The sequence below is a fragment of the Micromonospora sp. WMMA2032 genome, assembly GCF_002688545.1.
Classification (GTDB): Bacteria; Actinomycetota; Actinomycetes; order Mycobacteriales; family Micromonosporaceae; genus Micromonospora; species Micromonospora sediminicola.
In genome coordinates, this window is record NZ_CP024052.1 from 4756886 (window position 1) to 4779394 (window position 22509).

A 22509-nucleotide genomic window follows, 5' to 3' on the forward strand; every position below is an offset into this window, starting at 1 on the left:
CGACATGACGTCGACGCTTCCCGCCGCACCCGGCATCGACACCACCCGCAGCCCGGCCCGCGCCCTGGTCTGTCGCGCCTGTTCCGCGCGGTACCCGCTGGCCGCCCAGCACGCCTGCTACGAGTGCTTCGGGCCGTTGGAGGTCGACTACGACACCGCCGCTCTGGCCACCGTCACCCGGGAGCGCATCGAGGCCGGCCCGAACAGCATCTGGCGGTACGCGGACCTCCTGCCGGCCGGCCAGGACCCGGCCACCCGGGTCACCCTCGACCCCGGGTTGACCCCGCTGGTGTCCGCCCCGCACCTCGCCGCCGAACTGGGCCTCACCGGCCCGCTCTGGGTCAAGGACGACAGCGCCAACCCCACCCACTCGTTCAAGGACCGGGTGGTGTCGGTGGCGCTGACCGCCGCCCGGGCGCTCGGCTTCACCCGCTACGCCTGCGCGTCCACCGGGAACCTGGCCAACTCCGTCGCCGCGCACGCCGCCCGCGCCGGCGTGCCGTCGGTGGTCTTCATCCCCGGTGACCTGGAGCAGGGCAAGGTCGTCACCACCGCGGTCTACGGCGGCGACCTGGTCGCCGTCGACGGCTCGTACGACGACGTGAACCGGCTCTGCGGCGAGCTGGTGGAGACCGACGACTTCGAGGACACCGCGTTCGTCAACGTGAACGTCCGGCCCTACTACGCCGAGGGGTCCAAGACGCTCGGCTACGAGGTGGCCGAGCAGCTCGGCTGGCGGATCCCGGCCCAGGTGGTGATCCCGATGGCCAGCGGCGAGCTGCTCACCAAGATCGACAAGGCGTTCACCGAGCTGGTCGAGATCGGCCTGGTCGAGGCGCCGGCCGGCGGTTGGCGGGTGTTCGGCGCGCAGTCCGCCGGCTGCAACCCGATCGCCACCGCGCTGCACGCCGACAGCGACACCATCGTCCCGGTCAAGCCGACCGGCATCGCCAAGTCGCTGAACATCGGTGACCCGGCCGCCGGCCTCTACGCGCTGGAGGCGGTCCGCCGCACCGGCGGCTGGATGGAGTACGCCGACGACGACGAGATCCGTGCCGGCATCCGGCTGCTCGCCCGCACCACCGGCGTGTTCGCCGAGACCGCGGGCGGTGTCACGGTCGCGGTGCTGCGCAAGCTGGTCGAGTCGGGCCGGCTCGACCCGACGGCGGAGACGGTCGTCTTCAACACCGGCGAGGGTCTCAAGACGCTCGACGCGGTGGCCGCCCAGGTCGGCCCCACCCACCGCATCAAGCCCAGCCTCCGCGCCGCCCGCGACGCCGACCTCCTCACCTGAGCCTTGATCGACTCGGTCGGGCGGTGGAGGTGGGACTCGCCCGGGTGGGGGATCGGGCAGGACCGGTGGGTAACCGGCGATGTGCGGTGAGTGCCAGAAACCCGCCGACAAGGACTTGACGACAGGAACCGGACGGCGCAAGATGCTTCGTGCGGGAGGGCATCCGCCGGAGACTTTTCAAGTTCTTGCGACCCAACGCCGGAGGCGTTGTGCGGACGTCCCTCCCGACCAACCTCGCGCAGGGCCAGCGGAAACCCGCTGGCCCTGTCGCCGTTCCGGCCCGATCCGTTCGCCGGCGACCGATCTTCAGTTGTGACACGCCCCTACTGATCTGGTGGCTTCCTGTTGCATGATGGCGGGCATGACGGAGACCCCGCACCCCCTGTACGACAGGCACCGCGAGACCCTCGACCGGGCGCTGACCGCGATCACGGAGCGCGGGTACTGGTCGGCCTATCCCGAGTCGCCCAGCCCCCGGGTGTACGGCGAGACCGCCGCCGCCGACGGCAAGGCCGCGTTCGAGGCGTACCTGGGCGGGGACTTCCCGCTCGACCAGCCGGGCGACGGCAGCAGCGTCGCCACCGAGGCCAGCCCGTTCGGTGTGCCGCTGGACGTGCGCTACCCGCACGCCGGCGCCGACCAGCTGGTGTCCGCCGCGACCGCCGCGCTGCCGGCCTGGCGCGACGCCGGTCCGCAGGCTCGGGCGGGGGTCTGCCTGGAGATCCTCGACCGCCTCCACAAGAACGTGTTCGAGCTGGCCAACGCCGTGCAGTTCACCAGCGGTCAGGCGTTCGTGATGGCGTTCCAGGCCGGTGGCGCGCACGCGCTGGACCGGGCGCTGGAGGCGGTGGCCTACGCGTACGCGGAGATGAGCCGCCACCCGGGGACGGCCGGCTGGGAGAAGGCCGCCGGCAAGGGCGACCCGCTGCGGATGACCAAGACGTTCCACGTGGTGCCCCGCGGCGTGGCCCTGGTCATCGGCTGCAACACGTTCCCGACCTGGAACTCGTACCCCGGTCTCTTCGCGTCGCTGGTCACCGGCAACCCGGTGGTGGTCAAGCCGCACCCGCGCGCGGTGCTGCCGCTCGCCGTCACCGTGAAGTACGCCCGGCAGGTGCTCGCCGAGGCCGGGTTCGACCCGAACCTGGTGCAGCTCGCCCCCGAGGCGCAGGGCGAGAAGCTCGCCTCGACGCTGGCCCTGCACCCGGCCGTGAAGATCGTCGACTTCACCGGCTCGACCGAGTACGGCGACTGGCTGGAGGCGAACGCCCGGCAGGCCGCCGTCTACACCGAGAAGGCCGGCCTGAACACGGTCGTCATCGACTCCACCGACGACTTCGCCGGGCTCTGCCGCAACCTCGGCTTCACGCTCACGCTCTACAGCGGCCAGATGTGCACCACCTCGCAGAACCTGCTGATCCCGCGCGACGGCATCGAGACCGACCAGGGGCACAAGAGCTTCGACGAGGTGGCCGCCGGAATCGCCGGCGCGGTCGCCAAGCTGACCGCCGACCCGGCCCGGGGCGTCGAGCTGACCGGCGCGATCGTCAACGACGGCGTGCTGGAGCGGCTGGACGAGGTCACCAAGGTCGGCGAGCCGGTGCTGGAGTCGCGGACCGTCGCGCACCCGTCCTTCCCGGGCGCGGTGGTGCGGACGCCGACCGTGGTCAAGCTGGACGCCGGCGACACGGCGACCTACTCGCGGGAGTGGTTCGGGCCGATCTCGTTCGCCATCGCCACCGACTCGACCGAGCACAGCCTGCGCATCCTGCGCGAGACGGTGGGGGAGAAGGGCGCGCTGACCGCGGCGGTCTACTCCACCGACGAGGCGGTGCTGGACGCGGCCGAGAAGGCGGCGATCGACGCCGGCGTGCACCTGTCCTGCAACCTGACCGGCGGCGTCTTCGTCAACCAGTCGGCCGCGTTCTCCGACTTCCACGGCTCCGGCGCCAACCCGGCGGCGAACTCCGCGCTGACCGACGGCGCGTACGTGGCCAACCGGTTCCGCGTCGTGCAGAGCCGCCGGCACGCGTGAAAGGAGGGGCCCCTTCTTAACGCCTCCGGTAGAGAAGGGGCCCCCGCTTAACACCCCGTCAGGCCGCGCGGCGCATCTGGAGTTCGTGCAGGCCGGGGATGCGCGGGTGCGCGACGCGTACGCCGGTGTCGGTGAAGCCCAGCTTCTGGTAGGCCCGGTAGGCGCGGTCGTTGCCGACCACCACCTCCATCATCAGTTCGGGCCGCCCGCAGGCCCGGGACCAGGCCGCCACCTCGTCGACCAGCGCGGCCAGCAGCCCGCTTCCCCGCCGGGCCGGCGTCAGGTAGACCGCGTAGACCAGCGTCAGGCCCGGCTCGTCCGGCGCGGCGACCCCACCCGCGTGACCGACCAGGCGACCGCCCGGGTCCGCCACGAACTGGGCGGTGTGGTCGCCGCGCGAGACCGCCGCCACCCGGGCGGCGAAGTCGGCGTGCGGGCGGGCCGCCGCCTCGGCCACGGTCTCCAGGAACGCCAGCGGGCTGTCCGCGAGCATCTCCAGCCGGAGGGCGCGCATCCGGGCGGCGTCCTCCGGACGGATCCGGCGGACGGTGGTCAGGACGGTCGTGCTGGTCATGTCGCATGCATACCGGACCGTCCCCGGACGGCGTACGCGGGTGCCGCGTTCCGGGCCGGAATATGCCCGATTTGTGGTCGTGCGCGGTCGTCACGCCTCGTGTAGCGTGCGATTTCGGTCACCGATTCAGCGGCCGTCGCCGATCGCCGAAACCGGTGCGCCGCCGGTGCCGGTCCGCCGGTTCCCGGGTCTTGGAACGCCGCGCAGAGTGAGGAAGTGCACCGTGGCACAGGGCACCGTGAAGTGGTTCAACTCCGAAAAGGGCTACGGCTTCATCGCCGTCGACGGCGGGCAGGACGTGTTCGTCCACTTCTCCGCGATCGAGATGGACGGTTACAAGGCGCTGGACGACGGCCAGCGGGTCGAGTTCGAGATCGCCCAGGGCCAGAAGGGTCCGCAGGCCGAGCGGGTCCGTGTCATCGCCTGACCCGGCCGGGCCCGCCGTCGGCGGCCGAGCCACCCCGACCGGGGCTGCGGTGCGGCCCCGCACCGTGGAAGATCATGAGCCGTTCCAGCCGTTGCCGCTGAGGAGGGCCCATGTCCGACCTGCCCCCGTCGGGTTCCACCGAACCGATGCCCCCGGCGTCGTCCGGTGCGCCGACCGACCCGACCCGGTCCACGCCGCCGACCGCCGGGCCGGTGCCGGGGCAGCCGGGCCCGTCCGGATCGCCCGCGCCGGCCGCCGATCCCTGGGCCCGGCCGGTCGTGCCCGAGCAGCCGGGCCCCGGCGCGTCGCAGCCCGCCCACCCCGACCCCGCCACCCCGGCCACGCCTCCGCCGGGTTGGCCCGCGTCGTCCGGCGCCACGCCCCCGCCCGGCTGGCCCGCGCCGCCGGGTGACCCGTCGACGGGCTGGGGCTGGCCGGCCGGCGGGCCGGCGTATCCGGGCCACCCGATGCCCGGCGCGCCGTATCCGGCCCAGCCGATGCCCGGTGGCCACTACGGCTGGTATCCGCCCGCCGACCCGAACGACCCGCTGGTCACCCCGCCGCACGCCGGTGTCGCCGGCTGGTTCTCGCGGTGTGCCGGCGCGGTGCGGCGCGGTTGGCGGCAGCTGCTGCCGATCGTGCTGCTCGCCCAGTGCGTCCCGGCCGCGATCATCTCGGTCCTCTCGCTCTACCTGGTGCCCACCGACGAGCCGGTGACCGGGCCGGACGGTGCGCCGGTGCTGCCCGACGGCTACCTGGAGCACATGTTCGCCTTCTACGGCGTGGTCCTGCTCGCCGCGCTGATCTTCGGCCCGGTGCAGGCCGCCGGCTGGGGCGCGGGCACGTGGGTGGTCGCCCGCCAGGCGGCCGGTGAGCCGGCCGGTCTCGGCGCGGCCCTCCGGTACGGGCTGCGCCGCGCGCTCGGTCTCTGGGGCTGGACCATCGTGGCCTCGCTGCTGATCACCGTGGGCGCGTGCCTCTGCCTGTTGCCCGGCGTCTACGTCGGGTTCGCGGTCGCCCTGTTCGGCCCGGTCTACCTGTTCGAGCGGCAGGAGCCGATCGGGCGGGCCTGGCGGATGTTCCACCAGCGGTTCGGCATGGTGCTGGGCCGGGTGGCGCTGGTGATGTGCGCGCTGCTCGCGGCGACCGTGCTGGACCTGGTGGTCAGCACGGTGAGCGGGGTGGTGTTCGGGGCCGACCCGACGAGCGCGCCGGGCACCACCGTCGGCGCGGTGGCGCTGGCCGTGGTCGGCGCCGCGTTGGCCGCGCCGGCCTACCTGGCGCAGCTGGTCGGGCTGGTCGTCGCGTACGCCGAACAGCGGGCGCAGGAAGGCCCGGTGAACGCGGCCCGACTGGCGGCGGAACTCGGCTGAGCGGGGCTGTCGTGCTTGCACTCGGCTAGGGAGAGTGCTAAACAAGTCATTGGCACTCGCGTACGGTGAGTGCCAGAAGGTCGGGGCGGTAGGGCCACGATCGCGCCGGTGCCCGAAGGGCGTCGGAGCGGTACGAGGCCGGTCGTCGCGGGCTGTCCGGCCCGACCGAGGAGACGTCGTCGTCGCCAGGTGGCGACGTCCCCAAGGTGCGTACACCAGACGGCCCATCCGGGCATCCGGGTGGCCCGTGAGTGTCCAGGAGGACAACGCCGTATGGCCAAGATGATCGCGTTCGACGAAGAGGCGCGCCGCGGCCTCGAGCGGGGCATGAACCAGCTCGCCGACGCCGTGAAGGTGACCCTCGGCCCCAAGGGCCGCAACGTCGTGCTCGAGAAGAAGTGGGGTGCCCCCACCATCACCAACGATGGTGTGAGCATCGCCAAGGAGATCGAGCTCGAGGACCCGTACGAGAAGATCGGCGCCGAGCTGGTCAAGGAGGTCGCGAAGAAGACCGACGACGTCGCCGGTGACGGCACGACGACGGCGACCGTCCTGGCCCAGGCCCTGGTCCGTGAGGGTCTGCGCAACGTGGCCGCCGGCGCCAACCCGATGGCCCTGAAGCGGGGCATCGAGGCGGCCGTGGCCAACGTCTCGGAGGAGCTGCTCAAGCTCGCCAAGGACGTGGAGACCAAGGAGCAGATCGCCTCCACCGCCTCCATCTCCGCCGCCGACCCCAGCGTCGGCGAGATCATCGCCGAGGCGATGGACAAGGTGGGCAAGGAAGGCGTCATCACCGTCGAGGAGAGCAACACCTTCGGCCTGGAGCTCGAGCTCACCGAGGGCATGCGCTTCGACAAGGGCTACATCTCCGCCTACTTCATGACCGACCCGGAGCGTATGGAGGCCGTCTTCGACGACCCCTACATCCTGATCGTCAACAGCAAGATCTCGTCGGTGAAGGACCTGCTCCCGATCCTGGAGAAGGTCATGCAGTCGGGCAAGCCGCTGCTGATCATCGCCGAGGACCTGGAGGGCGAGGCCCTCGCCACCCTGGTGGTCAACAAGGTCCGGGGCACCTTCAAGTCGGTCGCCGTCAAGGCGCCGGGCTTCGGTGACCGCCGCAAGGCCATGCTGACCGACATCGCCATCCTCACCGGTGGCCAGGTCATCAGCGAGGAGGTCGGCCTCAAGCTGGACGCGACCGGCCTCGAGATGCTGGGCCGCGCCCGCAAGGTCGTGGTGACCAAGGACGAGACCACCATCGTCGACGGTGCCGGCGACGCCGAGCAGATCCAGGGCCGGGTGAACCAGATCCGGGCCGAGATCGACAAGAGCGACTCCGACTACGACCGGGAGAAGCTGCAGGAGCGTCTGGCCAAGCTGGCCGGCGGTGTTGCGGTGATCAAGGTCGGCGCGGCCACCGAGGTCGAGCTGAAGGAGCGCAAGCACCGCATCGAGGACGCCGTTCGCAACGCGAAGGCCGCCGTCGAGGAGGGCATCGTCCCGGGTGGTGGCGTCGCGCTGGTGCAGGCCGGCAAGACCGCCTTCGACAAGCTGGACCTGGCGGGCGACGAGGCGACCGGCGCGCAGATCGTCAAGATCGCGCTGGACGCCCCGCTGCGGCAGATCGCCGTCAACGCCGGCATGGAGGGTGGCGTCGTCGTCGAGCGGGTCCGCAACCTCGACCCGGGTCACGGCCTCAACGCCGCGACCGGCGAGTACGTGGATCTGCTGGCCGCGGGCATCATCGACCCGGCCAAGGTGACGCGTTCCGCGCTGCAGAACGCCGCCTCGATCGCCGCGCTGTTCCTCACCACCGAGGCCGTCGTGGCGGACAAGCCGGAGAAGACCCCGGCCGCCCCGGCTGGCCCGGGTGGCGGGGAGATGGACTTCTGAGTCCAGCTCCATCCAGTACGCCGAAGGGGGCGGGCCGCGTCAGCGGTCCGCCCCCTTTCCGCGTACGTGTCAGGTGGGCAGCGGCCGTTGGTTGCGGCGCTTCTTCGCCCGGTCGTACGGGGGCGGCAGCCATCTCGGTTCGTCCACCGGTTGCCGTGGCTCCTCCACGGGTGGCTGGTCGGCCCCGGCCAGCTCGGCGAGCTGCTCGGCGTCGCCGACGTCGAGCCGGTCGAACGGGAGCTGCCCGGGAAGCTCATCGGTCGGGCGTCGGCCCGTGGCCGGGTCGTCGGCCCGTTCGTCATCCGTGCTCATGCACCGCCTCCTCCTGCCTACCGACCGTAGGTCCCGGGTGACGCCATGGAGGGTGAACGGCGTTATGCCCTTTTGATGGCTTTCCGGTAGAGGAAGAAGACGCGCTCGATCCGGGCGCCCGCCGCGCCGGAGTAGAACGGCACCGGGCCCACCCAGCCGATCTGCGCCGCGCCGATCCCGGACGCCGCCTGGTCCCGCAGGCAGCGGCGCAGCAGCACCCCGCCGATGCCGGACCCCTCGGCCGCCGGGGCGGTGCCCATCGGCCCGAACCAGCTCGGTCGCGCCGACCCCCAGGCCGCGAAGCCGAGGATCTCCCCGTCCCGCTCGGCCAGGTGCGCGCCCGCGTCCGGGCGACCCACCGAACCGGCCAGCTCGCCGTCCCAGGTGCCGCCGAACGTGGCCCGGGCGAACGCGGTCAACGCCGGCAGGTCCGCCGGTCCGGCCCGACGTACGGTCACGCCCCGCCCGGCCAGCCGCTGCTCGGCGGCCTCGGTGGAGCGCAGCGCCGGTGACCCCTCGGTCAGCTCGGCGGTCATGTTCCAGGCCGTCCGGTCCTGCCGGAAGCCGAGCCGCGACGCGGCGCAGACCGCCGGTGTGTAGCGCACGTCGATGCCCGGCCAGGCGTAGTGCGGCGGGTTGCCGGCCAGCAGCAGCTCGGTGGCGCCGAGCGCGGCCAGCCGGGCCTCCGCCTCCGCGAGCAGCGCGCCACCGACCCCCTGGCGGCGTTCCGCCGGGGCCACCGCGACCAGGTCGACGTGGCCGAGCCGGGGATCGGTCCCCGACAGCGACCCGACCAGCACCCCGACCAGCGTGCCGTCGCGTACCGCGCCGAGCCGCAGCACGGTCCGGTCGGCCGCGGCGCGGTCGGCCAGCGTGGTCACCACGGCCGACGCCTCGGCCGCGTCCTCCGGCAGGTCGAGCGACCGCCGGCAGAGTTCGACGACCTCGGGCAGGCGGTCCCGGCCCAGCTCGATGATCTCCACGTCCATGGTCGCCGACCCTAGGTCATCGGCGCGGCAATGGACAGGGTTCCTAACCGCTGGAGGTCGCCCGGGCGGCCCGCACCGCCGCGTACGCGTCGACCAGGCCCGCGCCGACCAGGTCGCGGGTGCCCCCGCAGGGCGCGCCGGCGGGGACCGTGGCCGGGGTGGCCGTGTCGGCGAGGATCCGCCGGGTCCGGTCCAGGTCGCCGACCAGCGCCGGGTTGGCCGACCACATCAGCGCCACCACGCCGGCCACCTGCGGCGTCGCCATCGACGTGCCGTCCAGGGTGGCGTAACCACCGCCGGGGAACGCCGACGGCACCGCCGCACCCGGGGCCACCAGATCGGGCTTGCCGGCCGTTGCGGCCGGGCCCCGGCTGGAGAAGTCGGTGAGCCGGCGGCTCCGGTCGACCGCGCCGACCGTGAGCACGTCCGGGTACGGCGCCGGCGGGTCGACGATCGACCCGCAGTGCGGACCGGTGTTGCCGGCGGCGGCCACCACCAGGATGCCGGCGGCGGCCAGCGCGGCGGTGGCCGGGCGCAGCGCCCCCGGGTCGCAGCCCTCCAGCGGCGGGCAGCCCCACGAGTTGGTCAGCACGTCCGGGGCGCGCGCCGGACGGCCGTCGGTGAACGGGTCCCCGCCGGGCGGGAACGGGGCCAGCATGAACTGGAGGCAGTCGAGATAGCGGGCCGGGCTGCCCAGGTTGCGGTCCAGGTTGACGCAGCCCACCCAGTGCGCCCCGGGCGCCACCCCGATCCCGTCGCGGCCGACCGCGCTGCCCAGCGTGTGGGTGCCGTGGCCGCCCCGGTCGGCCGGCGCGCGGCGGTGCTCCCACGGGTCGTACCAGGAGTCGTCGCCGCCCCGGAAGCCGGCGGCGAGCGCCGGGTGCCGGCCGTCCACCCCGGAGTCCGAGCTGCCCACCACCACGCCGGCGCCGGTGACGCCCAGCTCCGACCAGACCCGGTCCGCCCCGATCAGCGACACGTTCCAGGTCGGACCGCTCGGGGCCGGGGCGTCGCCCCGGGCCGGCGGCGCCGCCGCGGGCAACGGGCGCGGGCGCTGGCCGACCAGCACCCGGGCCACCTCGGGGCGGCCGGAGAGCCACGCCCGCACCGCCGGCCCGCCGTCCGTCTCGATCGCGTTGACCAGGTAGTAGGGCGTCGGGTTCAGGCGCAGTCCGCGCAGCGTGCGGCGCAGGTCGCCCTGCGTCCGGTCGGCGGTGGCGACCAGCCGCCGGTAGACCTCGGCGGCCCGCGCGTCCCGTCCCGCCCGGCCCGGGGCGCCGGCCGGCAGACCGCTCAGGTCGGCCTGCTCGCGCAGCACCACCAGCAGCCGCTCGCCGTACAGGCCAGGTTGGCCGGGCACCACGTACACCACCGCCACGGCGGCCAGCAGCGCGCCGGCGGCCAGCGCGGCCGGACCGCGCCGGGGCGCGCCGGCGCGGCTCCGGGCGAACAGCACGCCGTACCCGACGGCGAGCAGCGCCGCGACGGCGAACCCGGCGCCGGTGCCGACCGCGACCCAGTACGGCACGTCGCGGGCGGCGGCCAGCAGGAGCGTGACCTCCTCCGGGTCGGTGAAGGCCAGCGGCCCGGCGAGCGCCAGGCCGACCAGCCAGCGCGCCGGCGCCGAGCCGGCCGCCCGGCCGCCGTGCCGGGCCGCGGCGTCCAGCGCGCCCAGCACGAAACCGAGCGGCGGCAGCAGGACCAGCGCCGGGAGCTGCGCGCCGGACTGCCCGGCCCCGGCGGCCAGCAACGTCAGCGTGACGCCGGCGACCAGGCCGCCGAGCAGCGCCGCCCGGACCGGCCGGCGCGACGACCCGGCGCCGAACGCGGCCCAGAACCCGGGACCCAGCAGCACCCCGGCGAGGACGCCGAGCGCGGCGGCGGCCAGCCCGGCGAGCAGCGTCTCCAACGCCCCGCCCAGCGCGCCGATCCAGGCCCAGGGCAGCAGCGTGGCCAGCCCGGCGGCGATCGCCAGCAACGGCACCGCCCCGAACCGCCCGCCCCGGCCCGCCTCCCCGGTCGCCGCCGGAGGGACGACCGGGCGACGGCGGGTGATCCGCTCCGCGACGAACGCGAGCAGCGCGGCGGTCACCGCCAGCGCCGCCAGGTACGCCTCGTGGTGCACCGGCGGCACCACCCGGAGCAGCGTCGTCGCGCCCAGCGCGAGCACACCGGCGGTCCAGGCGCGGCCGGTCGTCCGCAGTGCCGGTGAGCGGGGCGCCAGCGCCAACGCCAGTGCGGGCGCGCCGACCAGCAGCACGGTGGCCGCCGCCACCACCGGCCACACCGCCAGGGCCCGGTCCAGCCCGCTGACCAGCACCACCTGGTCGACCAACCAGCCGGTGACCTGGCCGGGCACGGTGACGAGCACGGCCCAGAGGCCGGTCAGCACCGCCGCGACGACCGGCCACGGCCCGGTCTCGCGGGGCGGCGGCGGGGGTACGGGAACAGCGGGCGGGCCGGTGAGCATGGTCATCACGGTACGGCCGGGACGTGTCGCGGTGGCGCGGGGACGGTTACCGTGGACGGGTGCGCGACCCCAACGTGTCCCGATCCGAGGCCGGTCAGCTCTCCGCCGAGCGCCGCGCCGACGAGCTGCGCCGGCTCCGCGCCGAGCGGTTCGACGTGCTGGTCATCGGCGGTGGCGTCACCGGTGCGGGCGCCGCGCTGGACGCCGCGTCCCGGGGCCTGAAGGTCGCCCTGGTCGAGGCGCGCGACCATGCCGCCGGCACCTCCAGCCGGTCCAGCAAGCTCATCCACGGTGGCCTGCGCTACCTGGAACAGTTGGAGTTCCACCTGGTCCACGAGGCGCTGACCGAACGCGGGCTGCTGGCCACCCGGCTCGCCCCGCACCTGGTCCGCCCGGTGCCGATCCTGGTGCCGCTGCCGGCCGAGGGCGGCGCCCGTGACCTGCCCCGACGGATCTTCCGCCGCTCCTACTACGGGCTCGGCGTGGCCGCGTACGACGTGTTCGCCGGGGTGTTCGGCGGGGGCCGCGGGATGCCGCTGCACCGGCACCTGACCCGCGAGGGCGCCCGGCGGATCTTCCCCAGCCTCCGGCCGGACACGCTGGCCGGCGCGATCCGCTACTACGACGGCCAGGTCGACGACGCCCGCCTCGTGGTGACGCTGGCCCGCACCGCGGCCAGCCTCGGCGCGACAGTGGTCACCAGCGCCCGGGCGGTCGGCCTGATCCGCCAGGCCCGCGAGGTGACCGGCGTCCGGGTGCGCGACCTGGAGGCGCCGGCCGACGCGCCGGACGCCGAGTTCGAGGTACGCGCGCGCACCGTGATCGCCGCGACCGGCGTGTGGAGCGACGACATGTCGCGGATGCTCAACGACGTCGGGCTCCGCCCCAAGCTGCGGGTCCGGGCCTCCAAGGGCGTGCACCTCGTGGTGCCGCGCTCGGCCATCGTCGGCGAGACCGGGCTGATCCTGCGTACCGCGACGAGCGTGCTGTTCGTCATCCCGTGGGGCGGCCACTGGATCATCGGCACCACCGACACGGACTGGCAGCTCGACCGGTCCCACCCGGCCGCGACCGCGGGCGACATCGACTACCTGCTGTCGCAGGTCAACACCGTGCTGGACCGGCCGTTGACCACCGCCGACATCGAGGGCGTCTACGCCGGGCTGCGACCGCTGCTGGCCGGCGAGGCGGACTCCACCTCCAAGCTCTCCCGGGAGCACGCCGTGGTGGAACCGATGCTCGGCCTGTTGCTGGTGGCCGGCGGCAAGTACACGACCTACCGGGTGATGGCCGCCGACGTGGTCGACCGGGCCATGCACCGGCTCGGGCAGACCCGGCCGTCGCGCACCGCCGACCTGCCGCTGCTCGGCGCCGACGGGTACGCGGCCCTGTGGCGGGACCGGGCCGACCTGGCCCGCCGGCACGGGGTGGCGGTCGGCGTGGTCGAGCACCTGCTGGAGCGCTACGGCAACCTCACCCTGGACCTGCTCGCCCTGGTCGACGCCGACCCGCTGCTCGGCTCGCCGCTGGCCGGCGCGCCGGAGTACCTGGCCGCCGAGGTGACGTACGCGGCCCGCGCCGAGGGCGCGCTGCACCTGGAGGACGTGCTCACCCGGCGGACCCGGATCTCCATCGAGACCAGTCATCGCGGAATGGAGTCGGCCGAGCACGCCGCGGAGTTGATGGGCGCGGTGCTCGGCTGGGACGCGGCGACCCGGGCCCGGGAGGTCGCCCACTACCGGGCGCGGGTCGAGGCCGAGCGGGAGTCGCAGCTCATGTCGGACGACGTCGCGGCCGACGCGGCGCGGCTCGGCGCGCCGGACGTGCGCGGTTTCGCCGCCGACCGGGGGACCGAACTCCCCACCTCGCCGCGCTGAGGAAACCGGAACCCCTACCGGCCGCTCGGCCGGTGGTGCGCGCTACCTACGGAAGTGTAGGTTTCCCGCGTGGTTCGCCCAACCTGGTCGCGCGTCGCCGCCCTCTCCGCCGGCATTCTGCTGGCGACCACCCTGACCGGCTGCACACTCTTCGGCCGGGCCGAAGGGGCCACCACACCCGGTCAGCAGGGCTCCGCCGCACCGACCCCGGCCGGGAAACGTGTCTCCCTGGTGCAGCGGCTGGGTGCGGACGGGCCGGTCCGCACGCTCGACGTGGACCCGACCGGCCGGTGGCAGTGCCGTGACTGCGCCGGCGACGGTGTCGACGCGACCGGCACGCTCAACCCCGAGCAGACGCAGCGGTTGCAGCAGATGCTCACGGACCCGGCGCTGGTCGGGGAGACCGACCAGGCGCGGCAGTACAAGCAGGGCTGCATCGGCGTGCTGACCTCGACGCTGCTCGTCCCGCCCGGGCTGACCGTGACCATCCAGGACTGCCCGGGTGAGCCGAAGCCGACGGTCGCCTACGACGTCCTGCTGCTGCTCACCCAGGCGACCCCGGCCGAGGACAAGGGCTGACTCAGATCACCTTGCCCGGGTTGAGCAGCCCGGCCGGGTCCAGCGCCGCCTTGATCGCCTGGTGCACCCGGACGCCCACCGGGCCGATCTCCCGGGCCAGCCAGTCCCGCTTCAGCAGCCCGACGCCGTGCTCCCCGGTGCAGGTACCGCCCAGTTCCAACCCGAGCCGCATGATCTCGTCGAAGGCCCGCCGCCCCCGGTCCAGACTCACCGGGTCGGCCCGGTCGACCACGATGTTGGGGTGCATGTTGCCGTCCCCGGCGTGACCGACCACGCCGATCGGCACGTCGCACGCCTCGGCGATCCGGGCCACCCCGTCCAGCAGTTCGGCGAGCCGGCCGCGCGGCACCGCCACGTCGTCGATGACCAGGCCGCCGTTGCCGCCGGGGAACGTCTCCGCGGCGAACCGTTCCATCGCCGGATGGGCCAGCCGTCGGGCCTGGAGCAGGGCGGCCGCCTCGGTCGCGTCAGTGGCCACCCAGACCTCGTCGGCGCCGGCCCCGGTGCACACCTCGGCGATCCGGGCCAGGTCGTCGGCGGCCCGGGCGCCGGTGTCCACCGCCGCCAGCAGCAGCGCCTCGGCGTCGGTGCGCAGACCCATCGGCCGGTACGCCTCGATCGCCAGCAGGTGGGTCCGGTCCAGCAGCTCCAACAGGCTCGGGGTGAGACCCCGCCGGGCGATCCCGGCCACCGCGCCGCCGGCCGCCGCCGTGGTCGGGAAGACCGCGACCAGGGTCAGCGACTCCTGCGGCGCCGGGCGCAACGCCACCGTCACCTCGGTGATCACGCCGAGCGTGCCCTCCGAGCCGACGAAGAGCCGGGTCAGGTCGTACCCGGCGACGCCCTTGGCGGTGCGGCGGCCGGTGCGCAACACCTCGCCGGAGGCCAGCACCACCTCCAGGCCGAGCACGTACTCGGTCGTCACGCCGTACTTCACGCAGCACATGCCGCCCGCGTTGGTGGCCACGTTGCCGCCGATGGTCGACGACTCCCACGAGCCCGGGTCCGGCGGGTACCAGAGGCCGTGCTGCCGGACCGCCCCGGCCAGCGCCGCGTTGACCACGCCCGGTTGCACCACGGCGAACCGGCCGACCGGGTCGATCTCCCGGATCCGGTCCATCGCCGTGGTGCTCAGCACCAGCGCGCCGGACACCGCGTTCGCCGCGCCCGCCAGCCCGGTCCGCGCCCCCTGCGGCACCACCGGTACGCCGTGCCGGCCGGCCGCGCGGACCGCCGCCACCACGCCCTCGGTGTCCCGCGGCCGGACCACCACCAGCGGGGTGCCCGCGGCGCACAGGTCCGCCTCGTCGCGTTCGTGCCCGGCCAGCAGGTCCGGATCGGTCAGCACGGCGGCGTCGCCGAGCGCGGCCCGCAGGTCGTCGAGGAGGGGATGGGCGGCCATGCCGGGAAGGCTACCGGCGTACCGTTGGTCGCCGTGCTCTACCTGGACCCGCCCACGGTGCCCTGGCGCGGCCGGCTGTGGTCGCACCTGATCAGCGACGTCTCCTACGCGGAGCTGCACGCCTTCGCCGAGATGCTCGGCGCGCCCCGGCGCGGCTTCGACCGGGACCACTACGACCTGCCCGCCGAGCGGTTCCGGGTCGCGGTCTGGCTGGGTGCGACGGTGGTCGGATCCCGGGACATCGTCCGCCTGCTGCGCGCCGCCGACCTGCGCCGCCCCAAGCCCCGCGCCTCAGCCGAGGCGCGCGAGTTCCCGGCTCAGGTTGGCCCGGGCGGCGTCCTCCCAGCGGGCGTGCGGCTCGGGTAGGCGGTAGAGCGCCGGCAGGCCGAGCAGGTGCCGCAGCACGGCCGCCCGGCCGGCGCGGAAGTCCGGCTCGGGGACGTGGGCGTACTCCCGGCGGATCGCGGCGGCATAGCGGTCGTAGCCGTCCGGTGGAGCGGCCAGCACCGCCAGGTCGGCGTCGCAGAGCAGCGCGCCGTCCGGGTCGTCCGGGCCGACCGCGTGGCCGGCGGTGAGCAGCACCAGGCGGCGTACCTCGGTCACCGCCGCGGCCGGCAGCCCGGCGGCGGTGAGCAGCGTGTCGCCCAGCTCGGCGCTGGCCCGCTCGTTGGTGTCGCCGCCCGCCCGCGGGTCGTGGACCACGTCGTGGCACCACGCGGCCAGCCGGACCAGGTCGGGTCGGCGGGCCCGGTCCGCGTACGCGTCCACCACGTCGAGGACCGCCCGCAGGTGGTCCACCGTGTGGTACCGCCGGTGGGGTTCCCGCCAGCCGGCCAGCAGGCGCGCCCCGGCCCGGTCCACGCCCACCGGGTCGGTGGCGCCGGCCGCGTGGGCGGCGTCCCGCCACCGTGCCGTCAGGTCGTCCATCGGCTGAAGTCTGCCCCATCGCGGGCGGCGCGAGGATTCACCCGGGGTGGGACGGGTAGTACCGGCCATGGCCGAGGCCCGGGACCGACGACCACCGCTCCTGCGGCGTATGACGGACCGCGAAAAGCTGGGCGACCTCGACGGGCCACGGATCAGCGCCGCCATGGACGAGCTGCGGGATCGGAGCAAGGCCACCCTGCACGACCGGCTGCACCGCGTCCGTACCGCCTTCGGTCTGGCGCTGCAGGCCGGGCTCGCCGCCGGCCTGGCGTACCTGATCTCGCACCGGCTGCTGAAGAACCCGCAGCCGGTCTTCGCCCCGATCTCCGCGGTGGGCACGCTCGCCGCCTCGGTGGGCCAGCGGTTCCGGCGCACCGTCGAGCTGATCGTCGGGGTCGCGGTCGGCGTCCTCGTCGGCGACGTGCTGATCTACTTCCTCGGCACCGGCGCCTGGCAGCTCGCGCTGGTGGTGACGTCGGCGATCCTGTTGACCATCTTCGCCGGGGCGAGCGTGGCCATCGTGATCCAGGCGGCGGCCACCGCGGTGCTGATCGTGACGCTCAGCCCGTCCACCCAGAACCTGGAGTTCCCCCGCTTCGTCGACGCCTTCCTCGGCGGTGGCATCGCGTTGCTGGTCACCGCCATCTTGCTCCCGCTCAACCCGCTGCGGGTCATCAACCGGGCCGCCCGCCCCGCGCTGGACCTGCTCGCCGGTCAGCTGGACACCTGCGCCGAGGCGCTGCGCAACCAGGACCGGGGCGCCGCCCAGCGGGCGCTGTTCCGGCTGCGGGAGAACAAGGAGGAGCTGGCGGCGCTCTCCGAGGCGATCGAGGGCGCCAAGGAGACCATCACCATCTCGCCGGCCCGCTGGCACCGGCGCAGCGAGCTGACCCACTACGCCGAGGCGGCCGAGCCGATCGACCGGGCGATGCGCAACAGCGGCACCCTGATCCGCCGCTCGGTCACCATGATCGAGGACGAGGAGCCGATCCCCGAGCCGATGCCGGACTCGATCGCCCACCTCGCCGAGTCGGTACGCCTGCTGCGGCACGAGTTCGCCGCCGGCGAGGAGCCGGAGCAGGCCCGCGAGCGGTCGCTGCGCGCGGTCAGCGAGGCCGGCCGGGCGTACGCCGAGGGGGTGGGCTTCTCCGGCAGCGTGGTGATCGCGCAGGTGCGGACCACCGCCAGCGACCTGTTGGTGGCCTCCGGCGTCGACCAGGAGGAGGCGAACCGGCTGATCCGGCAGGCGTTCGGCGAGAAGGAGCAGCGCAGCGGCGAGCCCACGGAACAGAGCCCGGCCCCCAAGCCCCCCACCGCACCCCCCGTCGGCTGACTGTCCAACCGACAGGCTCACAGTCAGGGGAGGGTGGTCAGGGCGGTGAGGAGGGTGTCCACCTCTTGTGCGGTGGTGCCCAGGCCGAGGCTGGCGCGCAGGGCGGTGGGGGGCAGGTCGGTGCGGCCGGAGCGCGCGGCGGCCTCGGACAGCAGGCGGCGGGTCAGCGGGTGGGCGCAGAACAGGCCGTCGCGCACCCCGATCCGGTGCCGGGTCGCCAGGTGGGCGGCCACCTCGGCCGAGTCCCGCCCGGCGACCACGAAGCTGACGATGCCCACCCGGGGCGCCTCCGGGCCGAACGTGCGCAGCTCCACCACGTCGGGCAGCGCGGCCAGGCCGGACCGCAGCCGGGCCAGCAGCGCCTGCTCGCGGGCGTGCAGCGCGCCCCGGTCGGCGGCCGCGAGCGCCTCGCAGACCGCGCCCAGCGCCACCGCGCCGAGCAGGTTCGGGGTGCCCGCCTCGTGGCGCGCCGGGCCGGTCGCCCAGCGCACCTCGTGGGTGGCCGCGCCGACGTGGCTGGTGGCCCCGCCGCCGGCCAGGTACGGCGGGGCGGCGTCCAGCCAGTCCGCCCGCCCGACCAGCACGCCCGCGCCGAACGGGGCGTAGAGCTTGTGACCGGAGAGCGCCAGGTAGTCCACGTCCGACGCGGTCAGGTCGACCGGCGCGTGCGGGGCCAGCTGGGCGGCGTCGACCAGGATGCGGGCGCCGCGCCGGTGGGCGACCCGGGCCAGTTCCGCCACCGGCCAGCACTCGCCGGTCACGTTGCTGGCCCCGGTCACCGCGACCAGCACCGGCAGGCCGGGTCGGGCGTCGCGGGCCAGCTCGCCGAGTGCCGCGGCGAGGGACCGGACCGCGCCGGCCGGGCTGTCCGGGACCGGCAGCCGCACCGAGCCGCGCGGCCAGGGGAGCAGGTTCGCGTGGTGCTCGCCGCCGAACGTGACCACCGTGGTGCCGGCGGGAAGCGCCCGGGCCAGCAGGTTCACCGCGTCGGTGGTGTTCCGGGTGAAGATCACGTGATCGTCGGGGCGGGCGCCGACGAAGTCCGCCACGGTCTGCCGCGCCCGCTCGTAGGCCAGCGTGCAGCGCCGGGACAGCGCGCCCGCGCCGCGGTGCACGCTCGCGTACCAGGGAAGCAGCTCGGCCACCGCGTCGGCCGCGGCCCGCGCGCACGGCGCGCTGGCGGCGTGGTCCAGGTTGATCTCCCCCGGTACGCCGAGCACGCCGAGCGGGTCGGGCCGGACCGGCGTGGGCAGCACGGGAGCGGGCGGTACGAGGGTGAGGGTCATGCCGGAGCCTCCGGGTCACCGGGGGACCCCGAGGTGTCGGGACGGGGTCCGCGCTTGCCCAGCACACGGGTCGGCGCCGGGCCCGGTCATCACCCGGGGCACCCCACCGCGAACCTCGACGAGGGTTGCCGGCCAGCAAGCCGGGGCTTGACGCTGGCGCTCGTGACCTGTTCGGGAGCATAGCCGTCGCGATGCGGCCGGACCAGTGGGGCGCGGGTGACTACGCTGACCGCATGGTCGTCACCCCGCCCGGCGGAGCGCCGCCGCCGCCGTCCGCGCCCGCCGCCCCGCCGCCCGGCGCGCCGACGCCCCGGATGCCGCTGCGCCGGCTCGGTTGGCGACGTTTCCTGGCGCTGGCCGGGGTGGTGCTGCTGATCGCGGCCGGCGCGCTGTTCATGGTCTTCACGCTGGGCGAGAGCCTGGGCGCGGAGGCTCTGCTGGTCGGCGTGATCGCGGCGATCCTGCCGGTGCCGGTGCTGGTCTCCTGCTTCCTCTGGCTCGACCGCTACGAGCCCGAGCCGCTGAAATACCTGATCTTCTGTTTCGCCTGGGGCGCCTTCGTCTCCACCGCGATCTCGCTGCTGGTCAACGAGACGGGCGCGCGGCTGTTCGAGGACCGGGGGCTGCCCACCGCGCTGACCGCCGTGCTGGTCGCGCCGTTCATCGAGGAGCTGACCAAGGCGGCCGGCCCGATCCTGCTGCTGATCTTCCGCCGCCGGGAGTTCTCCGGCGTCACCGACGGCCTGGTCTACTGCGGGCTCTCCGCGGTCGGCTTCGCCATGGTCGAGAACATCCTCTACCTGGGCGGGTACGGCTACCGCACCGGCGTGGAGGAGTACGGCCCGGCCACCGGCGCCCAGCAGGTCATCGCGATCTTCATCGTGCGGATCCTGCTGTTCGGCTTCGCCCACCCGCTGTTCACCTCGATGACCGGCGTCGGGCTGGGGGTGGCCGCGCGGACCGCCGACCGCCGGGTCCGGATCCTCGCCCCGCTTGCCGGCCTGCTGCTGGCCATGATGCTGCACGGCACCTGGAACCTGCTGCCCTCGCTGGCCCAGGCCACCGGGCAGCCGGTGATCGTGCTCTACGGCTACCTCGGCGTGATGGTGCCGATCTTCTTCGCCATGGTGGGGCTGGCGGTGTGGCTGCGGGCCTGGGAGGGGCGGCTCACCGAGCGCACCCTGCCCGACTACGTGCGTGCGGGCTGGCTGACCCCGCCGGAGGTGGCGGCGCTGGGCAGTCTGGGCCGGCGGCACGCGGCCCGCACCTGGGCCCGCCGGGTGGCCGGCGACGGCGGCGTGAAGGCGATGCGCGGCTACCAGTTCGCCGCGACCCGGTTGGCGTTGCTGCGCGACGGGATGCGCCGGGGGTTGGACCGCAAGCCCGCCGAGCGGGACCGGACGGCACGGGAGGAACGGGAGCTGCTGGACGCGATCGCCGCGTACCGGTCGTTCTTCGTCGGTCGGGACCCGCAGGCGCCGGTCGGGGTCTGGGACGGTCAGCGCTACCACCTGCGGTTTCCGGACGGGTCGCAGCGCACGGTCGACGCGCCGGACGAGCCGGTGGTGCCGATCCCGGTGGTGCTGGCCCCGCCACCGCCCCCCGTCGGTCACGGCCCGCACCCGTGGCACCCGGGCGGCTGACCGTCAGGCCACCAGGCCGGTGAGGAAGTCGCCGAGCCCCTGGGCGATGGCCATCAGCGCCACACCGATCCCCTTGAACAGCTGCGCCGCGCCGTCGGGTCGGAACGCCATGAAGTAGATCAGGAACGCGAGGAATCCCCAGGCGAGGATCTTCTTGATCACTACCGGCATGGTCCCTCCCCAGGGCGCTGAGGTGCCTGGGCTTCCCGCCGGGCAGCGCCGCAAACAGCGCCCGGGGCGGGCTACAGGTAGAGGCCGGTGGAGCCGGCGGCGGTGGTCTCCACCCGCTCGGCCGCCACGGCGTGCACGTCCCGCTCGCGCAGCAGCACGTAGGCCCGCCCGTGCAGCTCGACCTCGGAGCGGTCGTCGGGGTCGAAGAGGACCCGGTCGCCGGAGACGATCGAGCGCACGTTCGGCCCCACGCCGACCGCGGTGGCCCAGGCCAGCCGCTTGCCGACCGCCGCGGTCGCCGGGATCACGATGCCGGCGGTGGAGCGGCGTTCCCCCTCGGCGCCCTCGGTACGCACGAGCACGCGGTCGTGCAGCAGGCGGATGGGCAGCCCGGCGTCGAGACTCTGGTCGGCGGTCACGCGAAGACGCTACCGCGTGCCCCGCTGTCGATCCCGCCGTGGTTGGCCCGTGCCGTGGCGGGGCAATGTGTGGCGGAGCCGCCCTAGGGTGGGGCGGTCGGACGTATCCTGTCCCCCCTGTGACGTGGGTGGGCCAACTTTGCCGGAGGTGCGCTTGAGCCGCTTCGAGCGGATGCGCGGACGGCTCCGCCGCGCGTACGAGTCGGGCCGGGAGTCCGTCCGGTCCGGCCGGGAGGAGCTGGACTCGGCGCCGCCCGGCGCGGGCGTGGCCTCGCCCGTCTCGCCCGGTCCGGTGGCGGCGCCCTCGGCGACCGTGGTGGGCGCCGAGCCGCCGGCCGCGATGCACAACTCGACCGTCAGCCGCGACGACACGGAGGTGCCGCACGCGCTGCGCATCGCCGCCGCGTGGTGCTGGCGCCTGATCGTCATCGGCATCGTCACCTGGGCGCTGCTCAAGATCATCGGCACGATCAGCATCGTGATCATCCCGCTGACCGTCGCCCTCCTGCTCTCCGCGCTGCTAGCGCCGGCGGTCGGCTGGCTGCTCAAGGCCCGGTTCCCCCGCTCGCTGGCGACCGGCGTGGTGCTGGTCGGCGGCCTGGCCGCGGTGATCGGCACGCTGACCCTGGTGGTGAACGAGTTCATCCAGGGCGTGCCGAAGTTGAGCGAGAAGTCCTCCCAGGGCGTCCGGCAGATCCAGGACTGGTTCAAGACCGGCCCGCTGCACCTGTCCGACAGCCAGCTCGACCGCTACATCGACGAGGCGCAGAGCTGGATCAACGGCAACACCGAGCGGTTCACCAGCGGCGCGCTCAGCACCGCCGCCACGCTGGCCGAGGTGCTCACCGGCACCGTTTTGGTGCTGTTCGCGACGTTCTTCTTCCTCCGCGACGGCAACAACATCTGGCGGTTCCTGGTCCGGCTGCTGCCGGTCGCCGCGCGCTGGAAGGTCGACGACGCCGGGCGCGCGTCCTGGGCGACGCTCGGCGCGTACGTCCGGGCCACCGTTCTGGTCGCGTTCATCGACGCCGTCGGCATCGGCATCTTCCTGGTCGTCTTCGACATCCCGTTCGCGTTCCCGCTCGCCGCGCTGGTGTTCCTGGGCGCGTTCATCCCGATCGTCGGCGCCTTCCTGTCCGGCGTGGTCGCCGTGCTGGTGGCGCTGGTCGACAGCGGTCCGGTGACCGCCCTGATCATCCTCGGCGTGGTCATCGGCGTGCAGCAGGTCGAGGGGCACGTGCTCCAGCCGCTGATCATGGGTCGGGCGGTGGCCATCCACCCGCTCGCCGTGATCATCGGCATCGCCGCCGGCGTGGTGCTGGCCGGCATCGCCGGCGCGTTGGTCGCGGTGCCGCTGATCGCCGTGCTCAACACCGCGGTCCGGCGGCTCGCCGCGCGTACCGTGCCGGACACCCCGCCGGACGCCGTGGTGGTCGCCTCCCAGGCGCCCTGACCCGGCCCGACCCGTCGACGCCCGCGTCACCCCACCCGGGGAGGCGCGG

General features: G+C 74.5%; 20 protein-coding genes and 1 riboswitch. Of the genes, 11 read left to right on the forward strand and 9 right to left on the reverse strand.

The annotated features are described in order from the left end of the window. The first annotated feature begins 4 nt into the window (after window positions 1–4). Both thrC and paaN read left to right on the forward strand, forming a co-directional pair. On the forward strand, window positions 5–1294 hold the full coding sequence (thrC, locus tag CO540_RS22040; protein WP_099163484.1) for a threonine synthase: 1290 nt from the start codon (window positions 5–7) through the stop codon (window positions 1292–1294). A gap of 361 nt (window positions 1295–1655) precedes the next feature. Continuing rightward, complete coding sequence (gene paaN / locus CO540_RS22045) at window positions 1656–3329, forward strand: phenylacetic acid degradation protein PaaN (protein ID WP_172967906.1); 1674 nt, start codon at window positions 1656–1658, stop codon at window positions 3327–3329. A gap of 58 nt (window positions 3330–3387) precedes the next feature. Here the strand turns inward: paaN and CO540_RS22050 are convergent, their stop codons facing one another. Then, window positions 3388–3903, reverse strand: a complete 516-nt coding sequence (locus CO540_RS22050; protein ID WP_099163486.1) for a GNAT family N-acetyltransferase — start codon at window positions 3901–3903, stop codon at window positions 3388–3390. 223 nt (window positions 3904–4126) lie between these two features. Between CO540_RS22050 and CO540_RS22055 the strand changes: the two genes are divergently transcribed. The 3 genes from CO540_RS22055 to groL all read left to right on the forward strand — a co-directional run bounded on the left by CO540_RS22055 (window position 4127) and on the right by groL (window position 7599). Beyond that, on the forward strand, window positions 4127–4330 hold the full coding sequence (locus tag CO540_RS22055) for a cold-shock protein (RefSeq protein ID WP_067305333.1): 204 nt from the start codon (window positions 4127–4129) through the stop codon (window positions 4328–4330). Between the two features lie 110 nt (window positions 4331–4440). Further along, window positions 4441–5703: a hypothetical protein gene (locus CO540_RS22060; RefSeq protein ID WP_099163487.1), complete on the forward strand. Its 1263-nt coding sequence runs from the start codon at window positions 4441–4443 to the stop codon at window positions 5701–5703. 273 nt (window positions 5704–5976) lie between these two features. Further along, window positions 5977–7599 (forward strand): chaperonin GroEL, encoded by a 1623-nt coding sequence (gene groL, locus CO540_RS22065; protein ID WP_018787968.1) that lies wholly within the window; start codon window positions 5977–5979, stop codon window positions 7597–7599. 69 nt (window positions 7600–7668) lie between these two features. On the opposite strand, the gene CO540_RS22070 is transcribed toward groL, so the two are convergent. From CO540_RS22070 to CO540_RS22080, 3 genes are all read right to left on the reverse strand, one after another. After that, a complete protein-coding gene (locus tag CO540_RS22070) occupies window positions 7669–7911 on the reverse strand; it encodes a hypothetical protein (RefSeq protein ID WP_091569104.1) in 243 nt (80 codons plus the stop codon). 62 nt (window positions 7912–7973) lie between these two features. Further along, entirely contained in the window at window positions 7974–8900 is a 927-nt protein-coding gene (locus CO540_RS22075; protein ID WP_099163488.1) for a GNAT family N-acetyltransferase, read from the reverse strand. Between the two features lie 43 nt (window positions 8901–8943). Beyond that, on the reverse strand, window positions 8944–11376 hold the full coding sequence (locus CO540_RS22080) for a S8 family serine peptidase (RefSeq protein ID WP_099163489.1): 2433 nt from the start codon (window positions 11374–11376) through the stop codon (window positions 8944–8946). Window positions 11377–11444: 68 nt separating this feature from the next. Between CO540_RS22080 and CO540_RS22085 the strand changes: the two genes are divergently transcribed. Continuing rightward, window positions 11445–13247, forward strand: coding sequence for a glycerol-3-phosphate dehydrogenase/oxidase (locus tag CO540_RS22085; RefSeq protein WP_099164893.1), 1803 nt, complete (start codon window positions 11445–11447; stop codon window positions 13245–13247). Between the two features lie 69 nt (window positions 13248–13316). Continuing rightward, window positions 13317–13826, forward strand: a complete 510-nt coding sequence (locus tag CO540_RS22090; protein ID WP_091569111.1) for a hypothetical protein — start codon at window positions 13317–13319, stop codon at window positions 13824–13826. 1 nt (window position 13827) lies between these two features. On the opposite strand, the gene CO540_RS22095 is transcribed toward CO540_RS22090, so the two are convergent. Further along, on the reverse strand, window positions 13828–15228 hold the full coding sequence (locus CO540_RS22095; protein WP_099163490.1) for an FAD-binding oxidoreductase: 1401 nt from the start codon (window positions 15226–15228) through the stop codon (window positions 13828–13830). Window positions 15229–15261: 33 nt separating this feature from the next. Between CO540_RS22095 and CO540_RS22100 the strand changes: the two genes are divergently transcribed. Next, window positions 15262–15594, forward strand: coding sequence for a DUF4031 domain-containing protein (locus CO540_RS22100; RefSeq protein ID WP_091576892.1), 333 nt, complete (start codon window positions 15262–15264; stop codon window positions 15592–15594). On the opposite strand, the gene CO540_RS22105 is transcribed toward CO540_RS22100, so the two are convergent. After that, a complete protein-coding gene (locus CO540_RS22105) occupies window positions 15520–16155 on the reverse strand; it encodes an HD domain-containing protein (RefSeq protein WP_099163491.1) in 636 nt (211 codons plus the stop codon). The genes CO540_RS22100 and CO540_RS22105 overlap by 75 nt on opposite strands. A gap of 109 nt (window positions 16156–16264) precedes the next feature. On the opposite strand from CO540_RS22105, the gene CO540_RS22110 reads away from it, so the two are divergent. After that, window positions 16265–17488, forward strand: coding sequence for an aromatic acid exporter family protein (locus CO540_RS22110; RefSeq protein ID WP_253866147.1), 1224 nt, complete (start codon window positions 16265–16267; stop codon window positions 17486–17488). Window positions 17489–17511: 23 nt separating this feature from the next. Here the strand turns inward: CO540_RS22110 and CO540_RS22115 are convergent, their stop codons facing one another. Next, entirely contained in the window at window positions 17512–18774 is a 1263-nt protein-coding gene (locus CO540_RS22115) for an aminotransferase class V-fold PLP-dependent enzyme (protein ID WP_099163493.1), read from the reverse strand. 45 nt (window positions 18775–18819) lie between these two features. Beyond that, a riboswitch (SAM riboswitch) is annotated at window positions 18820–18942 on the reverse strand. Between the two features lie 23 nt (window positions 18943–18965). Between CO540_RS22115 and CO540_RS22120 the strand changes: the two genes are divergently transcribed. Then, entirely contained in the window at window positions 18966–20417 is a 1452-nt protein-coding gene (locus CO540_RS22120; protein ID WP_099163494.1) for a PrsW family intramembrane metalloprotease, read from the forward strand. A 3-nt stretch (window positions 20418–20420) separates the two neighbouring features. On the opposite strand, the gene CO540_RS30445 is transcribed toward CO540_RS22120, so the two are convergent. Both CO540_RS30445 and CO540_RS22125 read right to left on the reverse strand, forming a co-directional pair. Beyond that, on the reverse strand, window positions 20421–20588 hold the full coding sequence (locus CO540_RS30445) for a hypothetical protein (RefSeq protein ID WP_172967907.1): 168 nt from the start codon (window positions 20586–20588) through the stop codon (window positions 20421–20423). 71 nt (window positions 20589–20659) lie between these two features. Further along, on the reverse strand, window positions 20660–21007 hold the full coding sequence (locus tag CO540_RS22125; RefSeq protein WP_099163495.1) for a co-chaperone GroES: 348 nt from the start codon (window positions 21005–21007) through the stop codon (window positions 20660–20662). A gap of 172 nt (window positions 21008–21179) precedes the next feature. On the opposite strand from CO540_RS22125, the gene CO540_RS22130 reads away from it, so the two are divergent. Then, entirely contained in the window at window positions 21180–22460 is a 1281-nt protein-coding gene (locus CO540_RS22130; RefSeq protein ID WP_371682312.1) for an AI-2E family transporter, read from the forward strand. Window positions 22461–22509: the final 49 nt, after the last annotated feature.

Bases quoted from the DNA above. Each gene is read 5' to 3' on its own strand.
- thrC (WP_099163484.1), top strand. From the start codon at position 5: ATGACGTCGACGCTTCCCGCCGCACCCGGCATCGACACCACCCGCAGC.
- paaN (WP_172967906.1), top strand. From the start codon at position 1,656: ATGACGGAGACCCCGCACCCCCTGTACGACAGGCACCGCGAGACCCTC.
- CO540_RS22050 (WP_099163486.1), bottom strand. From the start codon at position 3,903: ATGACCAGCACGACCGTCCTGACCACCGTCCGCCGGATCCGTCCGGAG.
- CO540_RS22060 (WP_099163487.1), top strand. From the start codon at position 4,441: ATGTCCGACCTGCCCCCGTCGGGTTCCACCGAACCGATGCCCCCGGCG.
- groL (WP_018787968.1), top strand. From the start codon at position 5,977: ATGGCCAAGATGATCGCGTTCGACGAAGAGGCGCGCCGCGGCCTCGAG.
- CO540_RS22070 (WP_091569104.1), bottom strand. From the start codon at position 7,911: ATGAGCACGGATGACGAACGGGCCGACGACCCGGCCACGGGCCGACGC.
- CO540_RS22075 (WP_099163488.1), bottom strand. From the start codon at position 8,900: ATGGACGTGGAGATCATCGAGCTGGGCCGGGACCGCCTGCCCGAGGTC.
- CO540_RS22080 (WP_099163489.1), bottom strand. From the start codon at position 11,376: ATGACCATGCTCACCGGCCCGCCCGCTGTTCCCGTACCCCCGCCGCCG.
- CO540_RS22095 (WP_099163490.1), bottom strand. From the start codon at position 15,228: ATGGCCGCCCATCCCCTCCTCGACGACCTGCGGGCCGCGCTCGGCGAC.
- CO540_RS22105 (WP_099163491.1), bottom strand. From the start codon at position 16,155: ATGGACGACCTGACGGCACGGTGGCGGGACGCCGCCCACGCGGCCGGC.
- CO540_RS22110 (WP_253866147.1), top strand. From the start codon at position 16,265: ATGACGGACCGCGAAAAGCTGGGCGACCTCGACGGGCCACGGATCAGC.
- CO540_RS22115 (WP_099163493.1), bottom strand. From the start codon at position 18,774: ATGACCCTCACCCTCGTACCGCCCGCTCCCGTGCTGCCCACGCCGGTC.
- CO540_RS22120 (WP_099163494.1), top strand. From the start codon at position 18,966: ATGCGGCCGGACCAGTGGGGCGCGGGTGACTACGCTGACCGCATGGTC.
- CO540_RS30445 (WP_172967907.1), bottom strand. From the start codon at position 20,588: ATGCCGGTAGTGATCAAGAAGATCCTCGCCTGGGGATTCCTCGCGTTC.
- CO540_RS22130 (WP_371682312.1), top strand. From the start codon at position 21,180: ATGCGCGGACGGCTCCGCCGCGCGTACGAGTCGGGCCGGGAGTCCGTC.